This is a genomic window from Shewanella sp. KT0246 (assembly GCF_019654955.1).
GTDB lineage: Bacteria > Pseudomonadota > Gammaproteobacteria > Enterobacterales > Shewanellaceae > Shewanella > Shewanella goraebulensis.
This window is the reverse complement of sequence record NZ_BPEV01000018.1, coordinates 1-22,388: the sequence shown is the minus strand read 5'-3', so window position 1 is coordinate 22,388 and position 22,388 is coordinate 1. Positions and strand designations below refer to the sequence as shown.

The 22,388-nt window shown below is 41.4% G+C and carries 15 protein-coding genes and 1 riboswitch; of the genes, 11 read left to right on the top strand and 4 right to left on the bottom strand.

The window, feature by feature from the left end:
* Positions 1 to 75 precede the first annotated feature (75 nt).
* Together fusA and K5Q58_RS10535 are read right to left on the bottom strand one after the other, a co-directional pair.
* Entirely contained in the window at positions 76 to 2,160 is a 2,085-nt protein-coding gene (gene fusA, locus K5Q58_RS10540; RefSeq protein WP_220753891.1) for an elongation factor G, read from the bottom strand.
* A gap of 454 nt (positions 2,161 to 2,614) precedes the next feature.
* Positions 2,615 to 7,171 carry a biotin carboxylase N-terminal domain-containing protein gene (locus tag K5Q58_RS10535; RefSeq protein ID WP_220753890.1) on the bottom strand — a complete coding sequence of 1,519 codons (4,557 nt, stop codon included), beginning with the start codon at positions 7,169 to 7,171 and terminating at the stop codon, positions 2,615 to 2,617.
* A gap of 124 nt (positions 7,172 to 7,295) precedes the next feature.
* Between K5Q58_RS10535 and K5Q58_RS10530 the strand changes: the two genes are divergently transcribed.
* The 11 genes from K5Q58_RS10530 (at position 7,296) to K5Q58_RS10480 (ending at position 19,254) form a co-directional block, all read left to right on the top strand.
* Positions 7,296 to 8,207, top strand: coding sequence for a LysR family transcriptional regulator (locus K5Q58_RS10530; RefSeq protein ID WP_220753889.1), 912 nt, complete (start codon positions 7,296 to 7,298; stop codon positions 8,205 to 8,207).
* Between the two features lie 57 nt (positions 8,208 to 8,264).
* Positions 8,265 to 9,434 carry a hypothetical protein gene (locus K5Q58_RS10525; protein ID WP_220753888.1) on the top strand — a complete coding sequence of 390 codons (1,170 nt, stop codon included), beginning with the start codon at positions 8,265 to 8,267 and terminating at the stop codon, positions 9,432 to 9,434.
* Positions 9,435 to 9,593: 159 nt separating this feature from the next.
* Complete coding sequence (locus tag K5Q58_RS10520) at positions 9,594 to 10,181, top strand: SprT family zinc-dependent metalloprotease (RefSeq protein ID WP_220753887.1); 588 nt, start codon at positions 9,594 to 9,596, stop codon at positions 10,179 to 10,181.
* A gap of 191 nt (positions 10,182 to 10,372) precedes the next feature.
* Positions 10,373 to 11,125, top strand: coding sequence for an endonuclease (locus K5Q58_RS10515; protein WP_374758494.1), 753 nt, complete (start codon positions 10,373 to 10,375; stop codon positions 11,123 to 11,125).
* A gap of 9 nt (positions 11,126 to 11,134) precedes the next feature.
* On the top strand, positions 11,135 to 11,869 hold the full coding sequence (gene rsmE / locus K5Q58_RS10510) for a 16S rRNA (uracil(1498)-N(3))-methyltransferase (RefSeq protein WP_220753885.1): 735 nt from the start codon (positions 11,135 to 11,137) through the stop codon (positions 11,867 to 11,869).
* Between the two features lie 37 nt (positions 11,870 to 11,906).
* Positions 11,907 to 12,860 carry a glutathione synthase gene (gene gshB, locus K5Q58_RS10505; RefSeq protein ID WP_220753884.1) on the top strand — a complete coding sequence of 318 codons (954 nt, stop codon included), beginning with the start codon at positions 11,907 to 11,909 and terminating at the stop codon, positions 12,858 to 12,860.
* A 79-nt stretch (positions 12,861 to 12,939) separates the two neighbouring features.
* Complete coding sequence (locus K5Q58_RS10500; RefSeq protein WP_259651313.1) at positions 12,940 to 14,448, top strand: alkaline phosphatase; 1,509 nt, start codon at positions 12,940 to 12,942, stop codon at positions 14,446 to 14,448.
* Positions 14,449 to 14,640: 192 nt separating this feature from the next.
* Positions 14,641 to 15,675, top strand: a complete 1,035-nt coding sequence (locus K5Q58_RS10495) for a methyltransferase (protein WP_220753883.1) — start codon at positions 14,641 to 14,643, stop codon at positions 15,673 to 15,675.
* 175 nt (positions 15,676 to 15,850) lie between these two features.
* Positions 15,851 to 17,518, top strand: coding sequence for a DUF342 domain-containing protein (locus tag K5Q58_RS10490; protein WP_220753882.1), 1,668 nt, complete (start codon positions 15,851 to 15,853; stop codon positions 17,516 to 17,518).
* A 54-nt stretch (positions 17,519 to 17,572) separates the two neighbouring features.
* Positions 17,573 to 17,950, top strand: a complete 378-nt coding sequence (locus tag K5Q58_RS10485) for a DUF4144 domain-containing protein (RefSeq protein ID WP_220753881.1) — start codon at positions 17,573 to 17,575, stop codon at positions 17,948 to 17,950.
* 173 nt (positions 17,951 to 18,123) lie between these two features.
* Positions 18,124 to 19,254, top strand: coding sequence for a site-2 protease family protein (locus K5Q58_RS10480; protein WP_220753880.1), 1,131 nt, complete (start codon positions 18,124 to 18,126; stop codon positions 19,252 to 19,254).
* Between the two features lie 64 nt (positions 19,255 to 19,318).
* Here the strand turns inward: K5Q58_RS10480 and K5Q58_RS10475 are convergent, their stop codons facing one another.
* Both K5Q58_RS10475 and lysC read right to left on the bottom strand, forming a co-directional pair.
* Positions 19,319 to 20,455: a succinylglutamate desuccinylase/aspartoacylase family protein gene (locus tag K5Q58_RS10475; protein ID WP_220753879.1), complete on the bottom strand. Its 1,137-nt coding sequence runs from the start codon at positions 20,453 to 20,455 to the stop codon at positions 19,319 to 19,321.
* Positions 20,456 to 20,495: 40 nt separating this feature from the next.
* On the bottom strand, positions 20,496 to 21,845 hold the full coding sequence (lysC, locus tag K5Q58_RS10470) for a lysine-sensitive aspartokinase 3 (RefSeq protein WP_220753878.1): 1,350 nt from the start codon (positions 21,843 to 21,845) through the stop codon (positions 20,496 to 20,498).
* 140 nt (positions 21,846 to 21,985) lie between these two features.
* A riboswitch (Lysine riboswitch) is annotated at positions 21,986 to 22,162 on the bottom strand.
* Positions 22,163 to 22,388 lie beyond the last annotated feature (226 nt).

The window sequence follows — 22,388 nt, the reverse complement described above, 5'->3', positions numbered from 1 at the left end:
TGTCAGCTTTGAATTTTGAGCATAAAAAAACCGCTGCAAAGGCAGCGGTTTTTAATTATAGAGTTTAGTTAAGAATTACTTCTTAGCTTCACGCTCTTTAACTTCAGCAATTACTTTTTCAGCAACACTGTTTGGACATGGTGCGTAGTGAGCGAATTCCATAGAGAATTGGCCACGACCAGATGTCATAGTACGTAGTGAACCGATGTAACCGAACATTTCTGATAACGGTACGTCAGCTTTAATACGAACACCAGTAACACCAGCCATTTGGTCTTTGATCATACCACGACGACGGTTAAGGTCACCAATTACGTCACCTACGTTGTCTTCTGGGCTGAATACATCAACGTTCATGATTGGCTCAAGAAGTTGTGCACCGGCTTTAGGCATAGACTGACGGAATGCGCCTTTAGCTGCGATTTCGAACGCGATTGCTGACGAATCAACTGCGTGGAAAGCACCATCAGTAAGTTCTAGTTCAACGTCTAACACAGGGAAACCAGCAACAGTACCGGTGTTCATCATGCTAGCGAAACCTTTCTCAACTGCAGGCCAGAATTCTTTAGGTACGTTACCACCAACAACTGAAGAGCTGAAAGTGAAACCAGTGTTTTGCTCACCAGGCTTAATGATGTAGTCAATTTTACCAAACTGACCAGAACCACCAGACTGTTTCTTATGCGTGTAGCTATCTTCAGTTACCTTAGTGATAGTTTCACGGTAAGCAACTTGAGGCTCACCAACAATTAAGTCAACGCCGTAAGTACGCTTAAGGATGTCAACTTTAATGTCTAAGTGAAGCTCACCCATACCTTTAAGGATGGTTTCGCCTGAATCTTCATCAGTTTCTACACGGAAAGATGGATCTTCTGCAATCATTTTACCGATAGCGATACCCATTTTCTCTGAACCGCCTTTGTCTTTAGGCGCTACAGCGATAGAGATAACTGGCTCTGGGAATACCATTGCTTCAAGAGTACAAGGATGTTTAACATCACATAAAGTGTGACCAGTTTGAACATTCTTCATACCAACGATAGCGATAATGTCACCAGCTTGAGCTGAATCTAATTCGTTACGCTCATCAGCTTGCATCTCAACCATACGACCAACACGCTCAGTTTTACCTGTAGCAGAGTTAAGGATGGTGTCACCTTTCTTGATCTTACCTGAGTAGATACGAACGAAAGTTAGGGCACCAAAGCGGTCATCCATGATTTTGAATGCTAATGCTTTGAAAGGCTCGTCAACAGAAACTAAAGCGTGCTCGCCAGTTTCGTTACCTTCTTCATCAGTAAGAGGCTGTGGATCAACTTCAACTGGATCTGGTAGGTAGTCAACAACAGCATCAAGAAGAAGCTGCATACCTTTGTTCTTGAATGCAGAACCACAGTAAGTAGGGAAGAATGCCATTGTACGAGTACCAGCACGGATACAACGCTTAATGTCTTCCATAGATGGCTCTTCGCCTTCCATGTAAGCTTCCATTAGATCGTCGTCTTGCTCAACAGCAGTTTCGATTAGCATTTCACGGTATTCTTCTACCATGTCAACCATATCAGCTGGAACGTCTTCGATCTTGTAGTTTTCTGCTTGTCCAGTTTCATCCCATATCCACGCTTTGCGGGTTAGAAGGTCAACTACACCAGTAAATTCGTCTTCGATACCAATCGGTAAAACCATAACCAATGGGTTAGCAGCTAGAACGTCTTGAGTTTGCTTAACAACGCGTAAGAAATCAGCACCCATACGGTCTAATTTGTTTACGAAGATGATACGAGCAACTTCTGATTCGTTAGCATAACGCCAGTTAGTTTCTGACTGAGGCTCAACACCACCAGAACCACAGAATACACCTACACCGCCATCAAGAACTTTAAGCGAACGATATACTTCAACAGTGAAGTCAACGTGGCCTGGAGTGTCGATAACGTTAAAACGGTGGTCATTCCAGAAACAGCTTACTGCTGCTGACTGAATAGTAATACCGCGCTCAGCTTCCTGTTCCATGAAGTCAGTAGTAGATTCACCATCATGTACTTCACCGATCTTGTGGATCTTACCGGTTAGCTTAAGGATACGCTCGGTGGTCGTGGTTTTACCCGCGTCAACGTGAGCGAAGATACCAATGTTTCTGTATTTGGATAATTCGGTCATGATTCAACTTTAATGATTAGTTAAGAGGTAAACGGAGTATGTAAAAAAGCTAGACACACCGCACATCTGGTTATTTAAGGCGCATATTGTAAGTGGGAACCTTCAAATGCGCAAATAGGACTTGCAAAAATTATCACATTTTGCAAAAAAAAATTGCCTTTAATTTCATTATTCCTAAATAAAACAATAAAATAAAAGTTATTGTTTATTTTTCAAACAACTTAATTTTTCAGACCCAAATCGGGTATTTTTTATGGCGACTAGGTTGAGTAAGACATTTTTTCTGCAATCGGCAACAAAAAAGCGAATTTGTATCAATTAATTCAATCTTAATTACGTTAATTTGTGTCGAGTTCAATCTTGCATAGCGATAAAAAATCCCCAGTTTTTCAACTGAGGATTTATTCAAGCAATTTAGTTAGCGTAATAGCTTTGCAATTACGCTAACTGATTGTTACTCACCATCGATAGGTAAAATAACAAACAATAAATCGCCTTGAGAAACCTGTTGGCCATTACCGTTTAGAATACGTTCAATACGGTATTTCTGATTTTCAGGATAAAGCACAGCGTTTTGACGGTTAAACCCAGCTAGAGTCACTTGCGAGAACATCTTCATCGCTTCTGTAAGCGCCAAATTCTGATCCACAGTAACAATGTCACCTTCTTTAACGAAGTCAGGCTCACCTGGTGCTGGTGACGTATAGAAGATACCTGCACCTTGTGCCAATACTTTAAGCTCATTACTTTCAGCAACACGCAGTGATTCAGTATCTAAACCTACTGTTTCAGCAGCCGCTTCCATTTCAGCAACCAATGCAGGCACGTCTAGCTCTGCCATTAAGCGTGGTAAGTAATTAGTATCGTAAACCCCTTCATTGAACGTCGCATCCTTAAGGATAAGCTTCAATAATGGAATGTTTGTTGCGATACCTTTAATCACTACACTATCAAGGTAAGCTGACATCTTAGTGACGACATCTTCACGTGACTCACCGCGAATAATAATTTGTGCAATCAAGCTATCGTAGTATGGCGATACTTCTTTACCAGTTTCAGCAATAGAGATGATTTCAATACCTTCACCTTCAGGCATGATGCACTCAGTGATCATGCCAGGGTTTGGTAATAACTGAAGAATACCATCACTATCAAGCGCAGCTTTTTCAGCAGTCACACGAACTTCCATCGCGTAACCTTGATCAACAGGCTCTAAATCTTCAATTGAGCGGCCCGCAGCAATATCAAACTGCGCACTAACAATATCAATACCTGAGGTTGCTTCAGTAACAGGATGCTCTACTTGAAGACGTGTGTTCATTTCCATGAAGTACACTTCGTTAGCATCAAGGTTGTAAATAAACTCAACGGTACCAGCGCCCATGTAATCAGTCGCATCACCTAAGTCTCGAGTGTATTCAAGAACTCGTTGCTTAAGCTCTTCTGGCAGCATTGTCGAACCAGATTCTTCAATCACTTTCTGGTTGTTACGTTGCACTGAACAGTCACGAATACCCAATACTTTGGTGTTACCAAATTTATCACGTAATAACTGTACTTCGATGTGGCGTAAAGACGTTACATACTTCTCTAAGTACAAATCGCCGTTACCGAATGCTGCTGCAGCTTCAGTAGATGTTTTTTGGAATAAACCAATCATATCTTCAGGTTTAGTTACAACTTGAATACCTTTACCACCACCGCCTTGTACCGCTTTAAGCAATACTGGGTAGCCAATTTCAAGTGCAACATTCACCGCTTGTTCAGCATTAGTCAAAATACCATGCGAACCAGGTACTACAGGTACGTTTTGGTCTTGTGAAGTCTTAATAGCGTTCGACTTGTTACCCATAGTTGTCATTGAGTGTACGCTTGGGCCAACAAAGTTAACGCCATTGTTCACACATAAAGCAGCAAACTGCGGGCTTTCTGATAAGAAACCAATACCTGGGTGAAGTGCATCAACATTTTCGTAGTCAGCAACTTTTAGTACAGAATATGCATTTAAGTAACTTTCGTCAGATGTATTACCACCAATACAAACCAGCTTATCGTTCACCTTAAGCATGTCTGCTGGGACTGAAGTCATATCAGGATCAGATGCCACTAACACAACGTTAATGTTGTTATCGTGTGCTTTACGGATCAATTTAACCGCTGTACAGCCTCGAGCATGTACTAAAACTTTATCGATAGGCTTCATTAACTCACGAGGATCGTCTTGAACAATCTTCTCTTCAATGGCTTTAACTTCAGGCACTAGGCTTGATAATGCTTTAGCAATAATCTCATTTGCGTGCAGCGTTGGTAGTGGCATTAATGGATCAATACTTGATAAATGACTATCTAAGGTATCGCTGAACGGGTTGTGTACTAGGCCTGTCATTGCACCAGGAACTTTCGACAAGTAGTTCGATAAGGTCGCTGTTGATGGTAAGTACGCAGGAACAACCATTTGACCTGCAAACGGCATGTTAGTACCCGATAGGTAATAAGTTTGCACTAACGGATGGGTCACGAAACTTGCTTGTGCACCACCAGTACAATCACCAAAACCAAACATTAATACTGGTAATTCGTTATCACGGACAAAGCGCGTGATACGGTCGTTTACTACGGCCATTGAGAATAGTGCAGCAGCACCTTCTTTGGTTTGCATACCACCAGAACTGATGAAACACACCACTGGTAATTTACGTTTAGCACATTCAATCAATAGCGCACTGAATTTCTCAGCACTTGCCATATCGAACGCACCCGCTTGGAAAGCGATGTTAGACACAGCCACACCAACACGATGCTTACTGTCACCATGTTCAAAGTCAGCAACACCAGTAATCAAACCACAAGGGCGAATACCTTTATCTAATGCATCTTCAATTGATAAACGGAAACCAGGGAAGTTAAGTAAGTTAGCTGACATTTTGTCGCCATTTAACTCTTCAAATTCGCTGAAGAACTTACCAATGACATTCTCCCAACCCATTTTTCCTTGGCGTTTTTCATCGCGAAGTACTTTTTGGATAAGTAGATCTTGGTAACCCATGGTTAGACGGTTCCAGAAATCTTTACGACGACCAATACGTACAGGGTTAATTGCACCAGTATATTTGCTTTGGTCTTCTTCACTATCAAAGTATTCTGGTAATAAGCGCTCAAAGAAGTAGGTCAGGATTACAAATAAGCTGTCATTCAGCTGTGGGTTACCGACACTCTTCCATTGCTCAACACGCGTTAGCAATTCTGCACGGTTAGATTGATCCATGAAGAATTTAAGCCACTTGTAGAACTTGTTCTTATCGTTCGCATCATCATTTTTCGACAAAGCGATATCGATAGATGTATGAAGTAACTTGTCTACAGACTCACGTGAAAGGCTCTTAGACATCATCGCTTCTTTCGAAATCGATGCTAAGTTCTGCACAACATTGTCGTATAAAGCATTAAAGATAAGGACGTTATGACATTGCCAAATAAAATCTTCACGTAGCTCGTCATTAACCACAATATCAAGAACAGTTAATTGGTTTAATTCAGGCCAAGGCGCTTGAGTTTTTGATGCAGGCAATGATTCAAGATGCTTAATTAAGCCTTTGAAGTTATTGGCCGCATTACTCTTCCAGCGGTGGTATAAAGACCAACCAATATTGAACAATAACGCCTTACGGGCTTTTTTATAGTTCTCTTTTGGCTCACCTAAGATGAAACGTGTGATCACGTTACGTTCAGTTGAGATCTCATTACGCTTGCTATCAAACGTACCCCAAAGCTTATTCAGCTCTTCGTCATAAACAAGCTTATCAGGTGTTGATAACCAAGCTTGGAAGACACTGTCTTGCTCTTGTTGGATACGTTCAAGTAAATCACCTTCTGGCACACTCACTTTAGATAAACGACCGTACTGCTCAACCGAAATTGAATGAATACGACTACGCAGCGTTAGGTAACGTAAATAACGGTATGCACTACCAAATAAGTTGTGGTGCATGGTTGGGCTGCTAGCCACAGCTAAACCTTGGTTATTTTCTAGTGCAACGAGGTTCTTAGAAGGATCTAAATAACGAGTCAGACTGCGGTCGTAATGCTCACGTAAATCAGCAGAATCACGAACAAAGTTAATCGCTGCAGTTTCGACAGCTTCGATACTGCTGATAATTGCGCGGCGTAAATTATGTTGGCGCTCATCTTTATCATATGGAGAGAAATCAACAATACCGTCGATACAACCTGCAGTCAGTAGCTCTTCAGGGGAAACACCCACTGATTTAGCACATTCCTGCCAAGATAAGTTGTATTTACGCGCAATAGATTGCAGACCTTGTGGCTGAATCGTATTGAAAATACCATCACGCAGTGACAATAAGATGTTGGCCGCAGCTAATGGAATCGCTCCGCCAGAGTAACCTGCACCAATAACGATACCGACAGTTGGTACGTCAACGTTGGCACTTTCAGCAATCGCTTTAGAAATCGTGTGAGCTTGGTTTTGGCTGTTAGCGACTTCACCCGCATCGGCACCAGGAGTATCAATTAAGTAAACGATTGGCATTGATAGTTCTGAAAAATGACGAATCGCTTTACATGCAGCTAGGTGATGCTCAGGCATCCAAGCGCCATTGCCAGTTGTTCTTTCTTGGGCAATAAAACCAACACGGCGAGTACGAGAACCAAAGTTTAACTCGATTTCTGCACTGTAAAACGAGCCAAGATGATTTTCGGCAATTAACTTACCTTTTAAATCAGCAATAACACGTTTTGCACTTGGGCGGTTTTTATCTTGAGTCGGTTGAATAACTTTCGTTACGTAGGTATCGACATCGAGTGTCGCTAACTCTTTTAAGTTTGATTGGATTGCATCTTCAGACAACAATCCTTTGATTTCTTCGGCCAAAGATTGCTTGCTATGAGCAGGAAATAATGAAAAATCTTTAGCTAAATGTTCCGCTTGTAAAAATAGCGGATCAGCCGCTTGAGCTGTTGTCTTGTTTACGGGCTGCTTTTTGCTAGTCATCAAAAGATCCTCTGCTTATATAGCCTCTAAAATTTTTAGACGGTAAATATAACTTTGTTCCCTGTCAAATTACCATTAAACTATCGGAGACGCTTTGTTCCATTTTTGAGACAGTGAGGCTAAGGTGCCTGATTTAAACGGTATGATGCTGTTTGCAGCAGTAGTTAGAGCAAAAGGTTTTTCACAAGCGGCCCGAGACATCGGACAACCAAAATCAACCATTAGTCGCAAGGTTGCTCAACTAGAAGAGCAGCTAGGCGTGCGGTTACTGCAACGTGACACCCGTAATTTAAGCCTCACTCAAGTTGGTTCGTTATTCTTTCAGCATTGTGATTCTATCAGTCAAGAAATCGATGCGGCAAAAGCCATTATTGAAAATACCCACAGTGATATTTCAGGTTCATTGCGAGTGGCCATACCAGTCTCATTCTCCCAAGAAGTGATTGCTAACTTATGTAGTAGCTTTATGCGCCTTTATCCTAATATCGAACTGGATGTTCAATTTACCGACAGCAATGTTGGCTTAGTAGGCGAAGGCTACGATATTGCTATTAAATATGGTCCGTTAGAATCTTCTGATTTAGTCGCAAAACTGCTATTTGAACGCCAACCTATTTTAGTCGCAAGTCCTGGATATCTCAAAAAATCAGGCACACCTGCGACGCCACAAGAGTTAGCCCAGCACAGTGGTATATTATTAGGCACCAGCTTATCCGCGCCAATTTGGCCTGTAGGTAAAGGAAGTCGAAAAACCATGGCCAGCTTTAAGCGTAAAGTCAGGGTCAATAGTGCCAGTATGGTTAAGCGGTTAGCGCAAGATGATTTTGGTATTGCTATGCTATCCAATAACAGCTGTAAGCAAGAGCTTGCTGCGGGAAGCTTAGTCCCGATTTTACAAGAGTGGCCAATGGAATCATTTAAAGTTTATGGTGTGTATTCTAGCCGTAAGCAATTAGCCAATAATATCAGCGCTTTTCTAGACTTTTTTGCCAAACGATACAGTAGCCAAGAGTCTTTGCAATCAATAATGAATTAGTATCAAAGCCGTGGTAAATTAACCATAACAACGAAAAGACATCCTAAAGGAATAGCCATGTTCAAGCCCCTAATCACCGGCACTTTGTTTGCTGCAGTACTTCTATGTAGCCACTCTGCTTATGCACAAGACTCAAGCAAACTAGACGTAGAAGAACTTCGCCTACCGCAAGTGATGGATGTCATGGCCGATGTAGCTAACCGTTTTGATAACCTCAATACTCAGCTAGACAACCAACTTATTGCTTCCACAGACGAGCTTGCCATTACTCAAATGGTAGCATCTCAAGGCACCAAACTCTGGCAGCAGGCTGTTGCAGATGTCAAAGCGGGTAACTATGATGATCGCGCTCTGTATTGGAGCCGTTTAGCCATGCGAAAAACCTTAAAAACCGCTGATGCCGGATATAATATCGTCCCTTGGCAACGAGACATTCTTGTTAAAGCATTCGAAAAATCTTCTCGTGGTTTAAGCGATATTCATTTTATGCCTGAAACTCGCATCAAAATTTTGCTAACAGGTTTTGACCCATTCTTTTTAGATAAAGATATTACCCAAAGTAATCCATCAGGATTGACAGCATTAGCTCTCGACGGAATGACCTTCGATGTTGACGGTAAGCAAGCGCAAATTGAAACCGTGATGATTCCAGTCCGATTTGCAGACTTCGATAATGGCATTATCGAATCACTGCTCACGCCTATGTATCGAGATAACAGTATTGATATGATTTTCACAGTCAGCATGGGCCGTGATGATTTTGATATTGAACGATTCCCTGCTCGTGGACGAAGCGCTGCAGCGCCAGATAACTTAAACGTTTATACTGGTGCAAACAAAACTACACCTAAAGCACCGTTATTTAATGGCGGCACCTTAAATGGGCCAGAGTTTGTTGAGTTCTCACTCCCTGTCAAAGCAATGCAACAAACTGAAGGTCAATGGCAGGTCAATGATAACCACCAAGTCACTACCGTTAGTCGTGGCCAGTTTGACGCTAAATCGCTTTATGAGTTAGTTAATGAAACCTCAGTTGAAGGTTCAGGTGGTGGGTATTTATCTAATGAAATTTCCTATCGCAGCATATTACTGAAAGAGCAGTTTAAACGTGATATCCCAGTTGGGCACATCCATACCCCAAAAGTCACTGGCTATAACGCTGATACTGAATGGGCTATCGTGCAACAAATTGTCGAGATGGTGAAACTTGCTGCAGCGCAAAGATAAGTTTTACCAGTAAAAGGTTTGCCGTATAGCTGTTGTTCAAGATTGCGGCAAACCAGTTCAACACGATATACTCAAATGCGTTTTTTAACCCATGATATGATGTGATTCTCATAGCCAAACACTCATTCCAATCATTTTAAGCCTTAACAATCACCTCTTATGTTTAAATCACTATTTAGTCGAAATACACAAACCAAAACTACTAAGACGACAGGTGTACGTTCACCCAAATCACTCATTTCCGCTCCAAGCTGCCTTGCTAAAACTGAAGCACAACAGCAAGTACTTCAAAAAATAGAAACCGATTATCAGCAAGCAGAAGCCATTTTAAAGCGCCAATTTCCAAGACCCGTTGTGCAATTTACGTTAAGAGGAAAAAGTGCAGGAACAGCTCATTTACAAATGAATAAGTTACGTTTTAATCCTGTATTATTGGAAGAGAACAGCGCCGAATTTATTGAACAAGTCGTGCCCCACGAAATCAGCCATTTATTGAGTTTTCAATTATATGGCCGAGTAAAACCTCATGGACTTGAATGGCAGCGCATTATGCATCATGTTTTCAACGTTCCAGCAGATACGACTCACCAACTGAATACTCAATCGGTTGCAGGAAAGCAATTTGAGTATTTCTGTGCTTGCGGCCCAGTGATGCTATCCATTCGACGCCACAATAAAGTCGTTCGCAATCAAACTCAGTACCGCTGTAAAAACTGCGCACAAGTGCTCTCATCAGTATCTAAATAGCTAAAATATATGATAAAAACGTACAAAGGTTTATTTAATACATTACAAGTTAATTGAAAGCATAATAAATAGCATATTCGATTGTTAAAGCCCATTGCATCCGCAGTTTCAATCCCTTACCATCCTTCACAAATATCAGGTGATACTAACCCGTATCCCCTGTGCCGTATTGAATGAAGTTAGGGTTTATTTTGTCGTATCAACACGTAAGAAAAAGTTACCAAATTATCGCTGTATTAGTCATCGCTATTATCGCCATTATATCCAGTTATAGCGTAGAAGCAGCAAAGCACCCAACCAGCTTTAGAAGTGCTAAAAAAATCGCGCAGAAAATATATAGTAAGTCATTACCTATGAGCAGTTTCTATTGTGGTTGTGATATTAATGTCATTGGTAAACAATGGAAACCTGATTTAGAAAGCTGTGGTTACCAAGTTAGAAAACAAATTCCACGCGCCAACAGAATTGAATGGGAACATGTGGTACCCGCTTGGGAGTTCGGTCATCAACTACAATGTTGGCAAGACGGTGGTCGTAAAAATTGTGGTAGAAATAGCCCTGAATTTAAAAAAATGGAATCTGACTTACACAACCTCACACCAGCAGTAGGTGAAGTAAACGGTGATAGAAGTAACTATCGTTTCAGTGAATGGAATGGACAAGCTACTCAATATGGCCAATGTGCTATGGTAGTCGACTTTAAAGGTCGAAAAGCGCAGCCTCCTAAACAAAGCCGCGGCGCAATTTCTCGTACATACTTTTACATGCAACAAACTTATGGGTTATCTATCTCTTCAAGCCAGAGACGATTATTCGAAGCATGGAACAAAACTTATCCAGTTGATAGCGTAGAATGTTTACGAAATGAACTAATTGCAAAAAACCAAGGCAATCATAATAATTTTGTCTTAAAACAATGTCAGAATCTCGGCCTCATTGATTAAGGATTTACTATGCGCGTCCCAAGAATTTACCAACCTATCAATGAGCTTACTGTGAATCAGCAAGTAAAATTAGATGAAGATGGCGCTGCTCATATTGGCCGCGTTTTACGTATGAGCGAAGGTGAAAACATCAGCCTGTTTAGTGGTGATGGCTGTGATTACCTTGCAACGATCATAAGTGCCAATAAAAAAAATGTCACCGTTGAAATTATCAACAAAACAGAAAATAACTCAGAGTCGCCACTCGACTTGCATCTAGGACAAGTTATTTCTCGCGGTGACAGAATGGATTTCACCATTCAAAAGTCTGTTGAATTAGGTGTTACCACCATAACACCGTTATTTTCTGACCGCTGCGGTGTCAAACTTAATGGCGAACGTTTAGAGAAGAAAATTAACCAATGGCAAAAAATTGTTATCAGTGCCTGTGAGCAATCAGGTCGCAGTTTTGTACCAACAGTTAGACCTGCAATGACTTTAAGCCAATGGTGCGCAGAACAAACAGATGCATTGAAGCTAAACCTGCATCCTCGCGCAGCTCACGGTATTAATGGTTTAGCATTAGAAAATACCAAAGTACGGTTATTAATTGGCCCTGAAGGCGGTCTATCAGAAGAAGAGATAGCAATGACAGAAACACATCTCTTCACCGACGTATTACTTGGCCCACGAGTATTGCGTACAGAAACAGCTTCACTAACTGCAATTACCGCTTTGCAATTACGATTCGGTGATATCGGTTAATCAATGATATAAGCATTGAGAAAATAAGGATAAAAGTATGATAAAGCTCGGCATAGTAATGGACCCAATCAGCGAAATTAACATTAGAAAAGACTCTAGTTTTGCGATGTTAATGGCAGCTCAATCACGCGGTTACGAACTGTATTACATGGAAATGCAAGATCTCGCTATGGTCAATGGCAAGGCTATGGCAAACATGCGTTCGTTAACTGTTGAAGATAATGCCAGCAAATGGTTTGAACTAGGTGAAAGCATAGACACCCCACTTGCCGATCTTGACGTCATCTTAATGCGCAAAGACCCGCCATTTGATACTGAGTTCATTTACGCCACTTACATGCTAGAGCGCGCTGAAGAAGAAGGCGTATTAATCGTCAATAAGCCGCAAAGCTTACGTGATGCTAATGAAAAGCTATTTACAGCTTGGTTCCCTGAGTTCACGCCTGAAGCCGTGGTCACCCGTGACGCAAAGCGTATTCGCGCTTTCTTAGCAGAAAAAGGCGATATCATTCTAAAACCACTTGACGGTATGGGTGGTGCATCGATTTTCCGCGTAAAACAAGATGATCCCAATATTGGGGTGATTTTAGAAACCTTAACCGAGCACGGTACCCGCTATGCTATGGCTCAAGGTTTTATTCCGGCAATCAAGCAAGGCGATAAACGCATTTTGGTCGTTGATGGTGAACCTGTTCCTTATTCATTGGCGCGTATCCCAATGAAAGGCGAAACTCGCGGTAATTTAGCTGCTGGCGGTAGCGGTGTTCCTCAGCCTTTATCTGAAAGTGATTTTCATATCGCCCGCACTTTAGGTCCAGAGCTTAAAAAGCGTGGACTGATTTTTGTAGGATTAGATGTCATCGGTGACAAGCTAACTGAAATTAACGTCACTAGCCCTACGTGTATAAAAGAAATTGAAGCCGCATTTGATGTGGATATTACCGGCATGCTGATGGATGCCATTGAGGTACGGATTAATAAACAAGCTTAATCTTCGTTTCTGCCTATCATCTTACCTTGATAGGCAGACATGTTAAGCCTTTAACCCCTTTGTATTTTCAGGACTAAAAATGCCAATAAAAACAACACTGAGCTTAATACTCGGGATGTTCCTGTGTTTTTCAACTAGTACATTTGCTAATGCACCATTAGCCAATACTTCAACAACTGAAACGACTCAATCACAAGCAGAACAAACAGCCTCACAGATCCAAGTTCAAATATCTAGTGTGTCTGACACTTCAATCACTAGTACGTCAAAAGCGGCAGAATTAACAAATACTGACCCAGCAAAATTACCAGCAAACATTGTGGCACCAATAACTAATGTTACAGGTAAAAAAACTATTGTTTCGTCTGCGCCTTCAAAACCCAAAAATATGATTATCATGATTGGCGACGGTATGGGACCAGCTTATACAACAGCCTATCGCTATTTTAAAAATAATCCTGACACTGAAGAAATAGAACAAACCGTATTTGACCGCTTGTTAGTGGGCATGGCAAGTACTTTTCCTGCATCTGTTAGTGGCTATGTAACCGACTCTGCCGCCTCAGCAACGGCTTTAGCCACCGGTTTTAAAACATACAATGGCGCTATTTCAATTGATGTAGATAAACGCCCGCTCACTACAATCATGGAAATGGCTAAAAAGGTCGGGCTATCAACTGGTGTTGCTGTTAGTAGTCAAGTTAATCACGCAACTCCTGCAGCCTTTCTTGCCCACAACGAGCACCGCCGCAACTATGTACAGATTGCCGAAGGGTATTTAGAGTCTGATGCGGATGTGATTTTAGGCGGCGGGCGAAAATACTTTTCTGATGATTTATTAGGTGAGTTTAAAGCTAAAGGCTATCAGCATATTACTGAAATTGAACAACTCGATAGCATCACCAAACCAAAAGTTTTGGGCTTATTTGCTGATGTGCAACTTCCTTGGGTAATAGACGACCAAGAAGGTTATAAGCTCAGTAGCCTAACTAAGAAATCACTCGAGTTATTATCACAAAATGAACAAGGGTTTATTTTGATGGTTGAAGGCAGCTTAATTGACTGGGCTGGTCACTCAAACGATATCGCTACAGCCATGGGTGAAATGGAGGAGTTTGCCAACGCCATTGAAGTCGTTGAACAGTTTGTACGTGAACGCCAAGACACGCTGATGGTTGTTACCGCAGACCACAACACAGGCGGACTCTCTATCGGTGCCAATGGTGAATATGAGTGGAACCCTGCAATGCTGCATGATATCAAAGCTTCACCGCAAAAGATCTCTGAAGAGTTAATCGCTGTGGATAACTGGCAACAACGTTTTAATCAACTCATTGGCTTCGAAGCTACAGTCGAAGAAATTTCCAGCCTTAACTCTGCAAGAATGCAAGGTCAAAAGCAGCTGTTTAAATCAATACTGAAAATTATTGATACTCGCACTAACACCGGTTGGACATCTGTAGGTCACACTGCTGATGATGTGCAAGTATTTGCATCCGGTCCTGGAGCGCTATTATTCAGTGGTCATCAAGACAATACCGAAATCGCGACTAAAATGATGAGCTTATTACCTAAAGCAATCAAATAATCGGAGTCAATTTATTTACCTTAAATAAACACCAAAATCGCTTTCATATTAAGAGCAACCTCATCACAATATGTGGTTTGCGCTGCTCTTTTACCTTACTGCGTCATTGTGCTCCGACAAACTGAACAGTTGACCACTTCTTTGCTATAATCCGCCGATATCTATTGCGTTAAAAATATTAAGGTCGATTCTGTGCTCACCAACACTTCTCAAGTTCTGCTACGAAACATTCAATTTATCGAAAACCAGAATGTATTGATTTTAAATCATGAAGCAGATGCATTAGCAGTTGAACTATTAGATGCCGCCTCTTCTGTTACCGCTTTAGCGTTAGACTTTAATCATCACCAACTATTAGCAATGCACACTAAACCTAATTTGCATGGCTACTTTGGTCATGAATTGCCCGTTGATGCAAAACTGCAAACGTTCGATGCTGTGGTCATTTACTTCCCGAAAGCCAAAGCACTCGCGCCTTATCTTTTCCAACTTGCAGCTAAGCACCTTAGTATTGGTGGCACTTTAATTGTGATTGGAGAAAATAAAGGCGGAGTTAAGTCACTTGCCAAACTATTACCCAATTACTACTCCACGGCCTTAAAGCGTGACAATGCACGACATTGCTTACTCTTTGTTGCTGAATTAATTCAAGATGCACCACAGTTAAACATTAACGATTGGGTCAGCAAGTACCAACTTGCTACACCACAAGGTGAGATTACAATTTGTAATTTAGTTGGGGTATTTAGCGAGAAAAGGCTAGATCAAGGTACAGAACTACTACTATCACATTTACCAGTTCTTTCTGGTCGAGTGCTTGATTTCGGCTGTGGTGCAGGTGTCATCAGTGCAGCAATGCTTAAAGCGAATACCAGCCTAAAGATTGATTGCATAGATATTAATGCCATGGCATTAAAAGCCTGTGAGCTAACCCTTACCGCAAATAATATGACCGCAAACGTGTATGCTTCAGATGGATTTAAACAAATATCAGGTCAATTTGATGGGATTATCTCCAACCCGCCATTTCATGATGGTTTAGCCGCTACAACTCAAATTGCTAAAGACTTCGTTAAGTCGAGCGCAAACAGCCTATCTAACAATGGGGTATGGCAAATCGTTGCAAATAGAAACCTACCTTATGCCGACACTATTGCGGCTGAATTTGGGCAAGTGAACGTCCCAGCTGAAAACAATAAATATAAATTATACTTTTTCCATAAGTAACAAATAATTAACACTCAGCGTTCTTCATCACGTAATCTGTCAAATAGTCTGGAATCATCAAATAATTGACTAGTTTTTATCACAAAAAACCGCTACATTTTATTAATTAATAATAAAAAATCGCCATAAAGGCGCGTGGCTCGTCTTTAAAAACGGCCTGATAATAAGAGGTTTTATGCTGGATTGGAGCTTAGCGGTTTTTAATGAAAACCAAACTCAGGTTGAGTTTCGTGTTATTCCTAACACTCATGGTCCAGTGTCAGAAGACGATGTCAACCAACTGCTAACGCAGCCAGAGTTTGCCATGTTGCGCCCTATGCAGCACAACATTCATAAAGCCGTAGCAGAAATTAACGCACTAAGTGGCCAAGATAATGGTCAGCATGAATTATATTTTGTTATCGCTGAACGTGCTGATGGCAAAGTCACTATTGAAATCAGTGAAGATAAAATGTCTGCCTCAATGACATTAGAAGCAGCTTGGGGTGGGAAAGACCCTTCACTTCCTATGATCCTCAACGCCCTCAAATCTCACAAAGTAAAAATGGGCTTAAGCAAACCTAAAATTCAGTCTTTAATCCAACAATTATCTATCTTACCTCCAGGGGAATCTTGCGAAGGCCCTATTGCGATAGGCAAACTTGCTGTCAACGGTGTGAATGCGACGCTAGACAGAAAAGTCCCTCTTGCGCGCGAGCGATTATTACAGCCCCAAGAGCGCGAAGATGGCTCAGTCGACATGCGAAACTTGGGCGCCATGATAATGGTAAAACCTGGTGACGTACTTATGGTAAAAACACCTGCAACACTTGGTACTGCAGGTTATAACGTTCATGGTGAAGCGATATTACAAGTTGAAGGAAAAGATCTTTCAATGCAGCCAGGAGCGGGGACTGAAATCTCAGCTGAAGATCCTTATAAATTGATCGCCAATGTAGCTGGCCAGCCAGTGGAAAACCGCAAAGGTATGCAAGTTGATGATGTCCTGCAAATCAAAGATGTGGATGTAAAATATGGCCATGTTGATTTTGAAGGAAGTATTTTAATAACGGGTGACGTTCAAGAAGGCATGCAGGTTAAAAGCAGTGGTGATATTACTGTTATGGGGTTTGTTGAATCGGCTACCCTAGAAGCTGCTGGTGATGTCATTGTCAGTAAAGGCATTATTGGAAGACAAATAAAAGAAAACGAATTAAGTAATAATATCACTGCTCAAGGGCAGATTTGTGCTCAGTTTGTCCAGTATTCAAATTTAACGGCTCACGGTGACATTCTAGTTACTAAGCAACTGCTACATAGCCATTCACAATCAGACAATGCCATTATCGTCAGCGATCCCAATGCTAAGCGGGGCGATCTTGTTGGCGGTATAGCAACAGCCAAAAAAGGCATCAAAGCCGTAGCTTTTGGCGCTACAGCAGGTACGAAAACTGAATTATTTTGTGCTATGCATCAAGCAGAGATTAGAGCCGAAGTGAAGAGCTGTGATGCAAAAGCTAAACAGTTGGTGGTTGCAGGGCTTGATATTGAAGCTAGATTAAGAAAGCTGCCTCCAAAAACTGAATGGCAAACTGATGCCGGCATGATTGAGCAAGTTAAAATGATGCTCGATGAAAAAAAACAGGTTGCAAGTAACCGCGCCAAAGCAGAATCCGAATGTAAGCAACTACAGCAAGAGGCCGAAGGGTATTACAACAAAAACTTTATCCAAGCAGAAAAGCATATTTTCGCAAATGTCGAAATTCATATTGGTCCAGCTCAAAATCGCACCCAAAGAGAACACGGTCCGTGCCATATCAAAAACCTCCACAATGAAATAAGTTTTGATTACGGTAGTCACTAAGCCTTAGCTGTAATAAATTACCCTTAGACAGTCAAACCAATAGTGATGGGTTTCATGTATACGATTTATTGGCCTGCAATCATAAAACAGCAACACAGTGAAGAACTCATATACTTAGCCAGCGACAGAGACTGGTTAGAGTTTTGCTGTTTACAACCCCATATAGATGGTAGCCAAGATAAACTATTAGATAGTGCAGGCGTGACATTTGATATTGTTATCCAACCACTGCAGAAGTTTAATTCAACGCCGTCATCAGCAACAGCTGATTTACCGCAACTCATTATTAGTCAACGCCCTATCGATTTAGTCAGCTTTATTCATTATGTTCGTGAACATGCCGTGCTTAATGGTCATTGCTGCACCGCTAAGTTAGTTTTCAGCGATATAAAACAAGGGATCGAAACCGTCGCATACCTTGAGTCTAATTAACAGAAGACGACTTAGTTAGGGCTGTATTTAAATTCACTTGAGTCACCTACCCCTATCAGGCAAAATGCCTAACGTTTTGAATAATAGATTCATCTTTAGTAAGTCACTAAAACAAGCAAGTCAAAACAAGCAACTTCACTTTTATCAAACACGACAATGGAACAGCTAAATTTATGGAACTGCTGAATATAGAATGCCTTGGCAAACGATTACGATTAGAAGGCTCTATGGCGGGTTGGCAACAGCTTTACTGGGACAATCAAATTGTTTCGCAAAAATCTGCCTCAGTGGATAATCAAGCCTTTAATATTCATGAATTTGAGCTGTCTCGTCCCGCTTCAATGCAAGCTCCAACTGCCGATGATGTGATCACTGAAGCCAGCAAAACTATTATTAAAGTTCGCCTTGAAACCGATGTTCAGTGGCAACCTTTTTTAATTAATTATGTGCTTCTTGTTGATAACAAAACCATTGCTGAAGGGCAACGAAATACTAAAGATATCGAGCAACAAGTGCCTGAAGTGGCTCCGGTAAAAAACCAAAAGTTCAGTATGATTGGTCTTGCTTCTTTAGGTTTTAAACTACTTAAAAGTGCCAAAGTCATTAAAGCAATGTTAGCTGCTGCGAGTGTTGCCGCTTATTCGTGGCTGTTTTCAATTGAATTTGCCCTAGCTTTAATTGCCTGCTTAGTTATCCATGAATACGGCCACATTAAAGCAATGAAACACTTTGGTATGAAGACCAAAGGTATTTACCTTATTCCTTTTATGGGCGGCTTAGCGGTCAGCGACGAAAGAATCAATACCCGCTGGCAGAATGTCGTCATTTCCATCATGGGACCGACATTCGGTTTATTGATGTCCTTAGGCTGTATGCTGGCATATTGGATAACAGGCAATATCTTTTTTGCAGGACTCGCCAGCTTTAATGCCCTATTAAACCTGTTTAATCTACTGCCTATTTTACCCTTAGATGGGGGACATATTCTTAAAAGCATCACCTTCTCCATGAACAGCATGGTCGGGCTTATCGCCTGTATTGCAGGTGCGGCGGTTGGGGTATTTATCAGTTATAGCTTAGGATTAGCTCTACTTGGATTTTTACTGCTTATTGGTAGCTTAGAAATAGTCTTCGAGTGGAAAACCCGCCATCAAAGTCATTTATTACCATTAGATAGATACGGCCAAATCTTCTCAACCATTTGGTACTTTTTAACAGTGGGAATTTTGATTGCAATAATCTGGTACTTTGCCGGCTCAGGTGATGAGATGCTCGCAATGCCGCTCGAGATTTTGAAAAGCTAAAGAATCAAAATTAAAACTTTGACCAGTTGAGCTTTGAAAAACTATGATTGGTAATAATAGATTTTTAAAGCTCAAATAAGTCCGTCATAACTTTATAAAGTTCAGTGCCTTGATGCACCGATGCTGACGCAAAATGTAAAATAGGGACACAATCACAAGGTAAACTTACTGGTAATAACGCTTGTTCAGAGCCATATTGATCAAGCCTTAATAAGTTAACTAAAGGCTCACCTGCAGCTAATGGTTTACCGACTTCAGCACAATACTCAACTAAGCCAGCTTTAGGTGCATGGAATTTCTTATAATTAGCTAGGTAACAGCCCCAACGAGGCATTTCTGCGGGTTTAATCTGCTCTTTTATCACACCGCGATGGCTCAAGTAGGCCAAAATCCCCAACGCATCTTCTTTAGCATCAGCCATATCAATTCGTTCTTGGCTTGCAAGCTCTAAAGTAAACGCTGCTACAGGTACCGCAAATTCACGCCCTTGAGCTGCGCAGTGTTGCTGCAATTTCCACCACGGATAAAACGCTGCTTCATCCATGGCACCGCCAAACTCATTAGGGATAATCAACGAAAACGGAATCGAAAATAACGCTGCTGATCCCATATCATATTCGGGGCAATAGAGATGTTTCGCAGATTTTGGACCAGTATGTAAATCCAACACAATATCGGCATCATGGGCCATCGACTGCAAAGTCACCGCTAAACGATGGCCAGTGCTTATGCCCCAACCATTATTCAACCGAATTTGACAGCTGCTTAATAGCAACTGTCTAAATGCACTAAATAACTCAACGTCATTCAACTGTTTATTTGCTTCAAACCAGCTAGGGATATCAGCAACGATGGCGGCATGTTCATAATACTCACGATTCCAATTAACCCCGGTGATGGGATCAAATCGGCCTAAAGTAAACTCACCGCTTTTTTGGTTTATCCCCAAAGGATTCGCTAATGGGACACAATGGATATCACCAAGCACAGTGTAGCCTTCAAGCATTGTCATCAACTGATGTATTACTGCATTGCCCTGTACTTCTGCTCCATGGACATTGGCTTGAATATAAACTGACGCAGCATTTGCATCACTTCCCTTATAAGTATAAATCGGCGCCGTTAGTGTTTGGCCTGTTGCCAACTCACCTAACGCCACACTTGATACTATTGCTTTTGAAGTGAAACTTGCTGCAGTCATATTATTAGCCACCGGCACTCATGATAAATAGTGATTTACATTATTCGAATAAATTCTGATGCAGTGAATTCACCACATCAGCAGCTTCTGACTCTGCCACTAAAACACATAAATTATGCGGGCTAGCGCCCTGACAAATCATCCGTACATTATGGTTTTCAAGCACAGAGAACACGCGACTACAGATACCCGCAGTTGACGCAATTTTATTACCAATAATTGCTACCAATGCCAACTTGTCTTCGACTCGAACACGGCAATGTTGTGACAGCTCTTGCAACAATGACTCGCTTAATAAGCCCTGACCACTTGAATCAGAACCTGTTTTATCCAAAGTCAGTGATACATTCACTTCTGAGGTCGTAATCAAGTCTACCGAGATTTTATGTTTTGCAAGCGTTGCAAACGTTTCAGCTAAAAAGCCCTGAGCATGTAACATTTGTAGGCTATGTAAATTCAATAGTGTTTGATCGCGTCTTAGCGCTACTGCTCGAAACACGGGCACTTCTTCAACTTGATGGCGGATCCAGGTTCCGCCCTGTTCTGGTGCTTTACTTGAACCGACAAACACTTGAATTTTTTGACGAACAGCCGGAAGAATAGTTGCTGGGTGTAATACTTTTGCCCCGAAAGTAGCCATTTCAGCCGCTTCGTTAAAGCTAATTTCTGGAATAGGTCGGGCATTCGGTGCTAGACGTGGATCTGTGGTATAAATCCCAGCAACATCAGTCCAAATCTCAACTGCATCCGCCTTTAACGCTTCAGCTAATAATGCTGCAGAGTAATCACTACCACCACGACCTAATGTCGTCGTGCGACCTTCACTGTCAGCACCAATAAAACCTTGAGTCACTATAACCTGCTCAGTTAAAAGCGGTGCTAAATACGCCGCCCCCAATTCAGCAATCTGTTCGATTTGCGGTTCAGCACGACCAAAGTGGCTATCAGTTCTTAGTACTTGCCTGACATCAAATGCGCTTGAGGGTGTGCCTTTTTGACGAATAACCGCCGAAAATAATAACGATGAGCATTGCTCACCCATAGATAAAAGTTCATCAATAATGGCTTTACTTCTATCAAGTACTAATGCATCGCTGAGTGCTGACATACGGCTTAAGAGTTTATCAATCGTAGCCGCAACATCTTGAGGACGATCTAACTTATCTACAATGCCATATTGCACTTGTGCTATTTGAGTCAACAATGTCATGCGGCGCTGATCATTGACGTTTGCTTGAGTCAGTTCGACTAAAAGGTTAGTTACACCACTCGAAGCACTAACGACAACAACACGGGTATGCGGGTTTGCAAGAATGATATCTGCGCAGCGGTTCATTGCAGCATAATCAGCAACTGATGTGCCTCCAAATTTAGCAACAACTAAACTCATGACAACACCTCTACGGCAAACGGATTAGAACATACAGATAGAAAAACAAGATTTAAAAACATGATTACACTCCGAACTTACTTCGTTCGAAGAGCCTGGTGCAGTGATAACGCATCCTTAAAGAAGGGAAACAGCAATCTTTCACCAGAAGCTCTCCACCAATTAATAGGTGACAATCGTTAGGATTCAGCCTAAACGACCGATATGAAGTGAAACCAATCACTTGCAATATCTCGGCGCTAATCTCCCTCATAAGTCGTCATTGGAATTGGTTTTCCTCAAACTTACTACCTAGCTAACGCTCCTCTTCTGTTTCTTCCCTAAGGAAGAAAACGAAAAATACCAATAAACACACATCTAAGTCAATTCAGATCTGTACTAAATTTACCAAATAACAGAATATTGAAAACAGGACACTTATTTACTTATTAAGGCAAAGGTGGATATTTACTAAAAATAAAAGCTAAAAGTCTTTAAATACAGCGACAAAGAAAGCAATAAAAAACAGTTTAACGGGTATTTTAACCGATAATGATTCGAGTT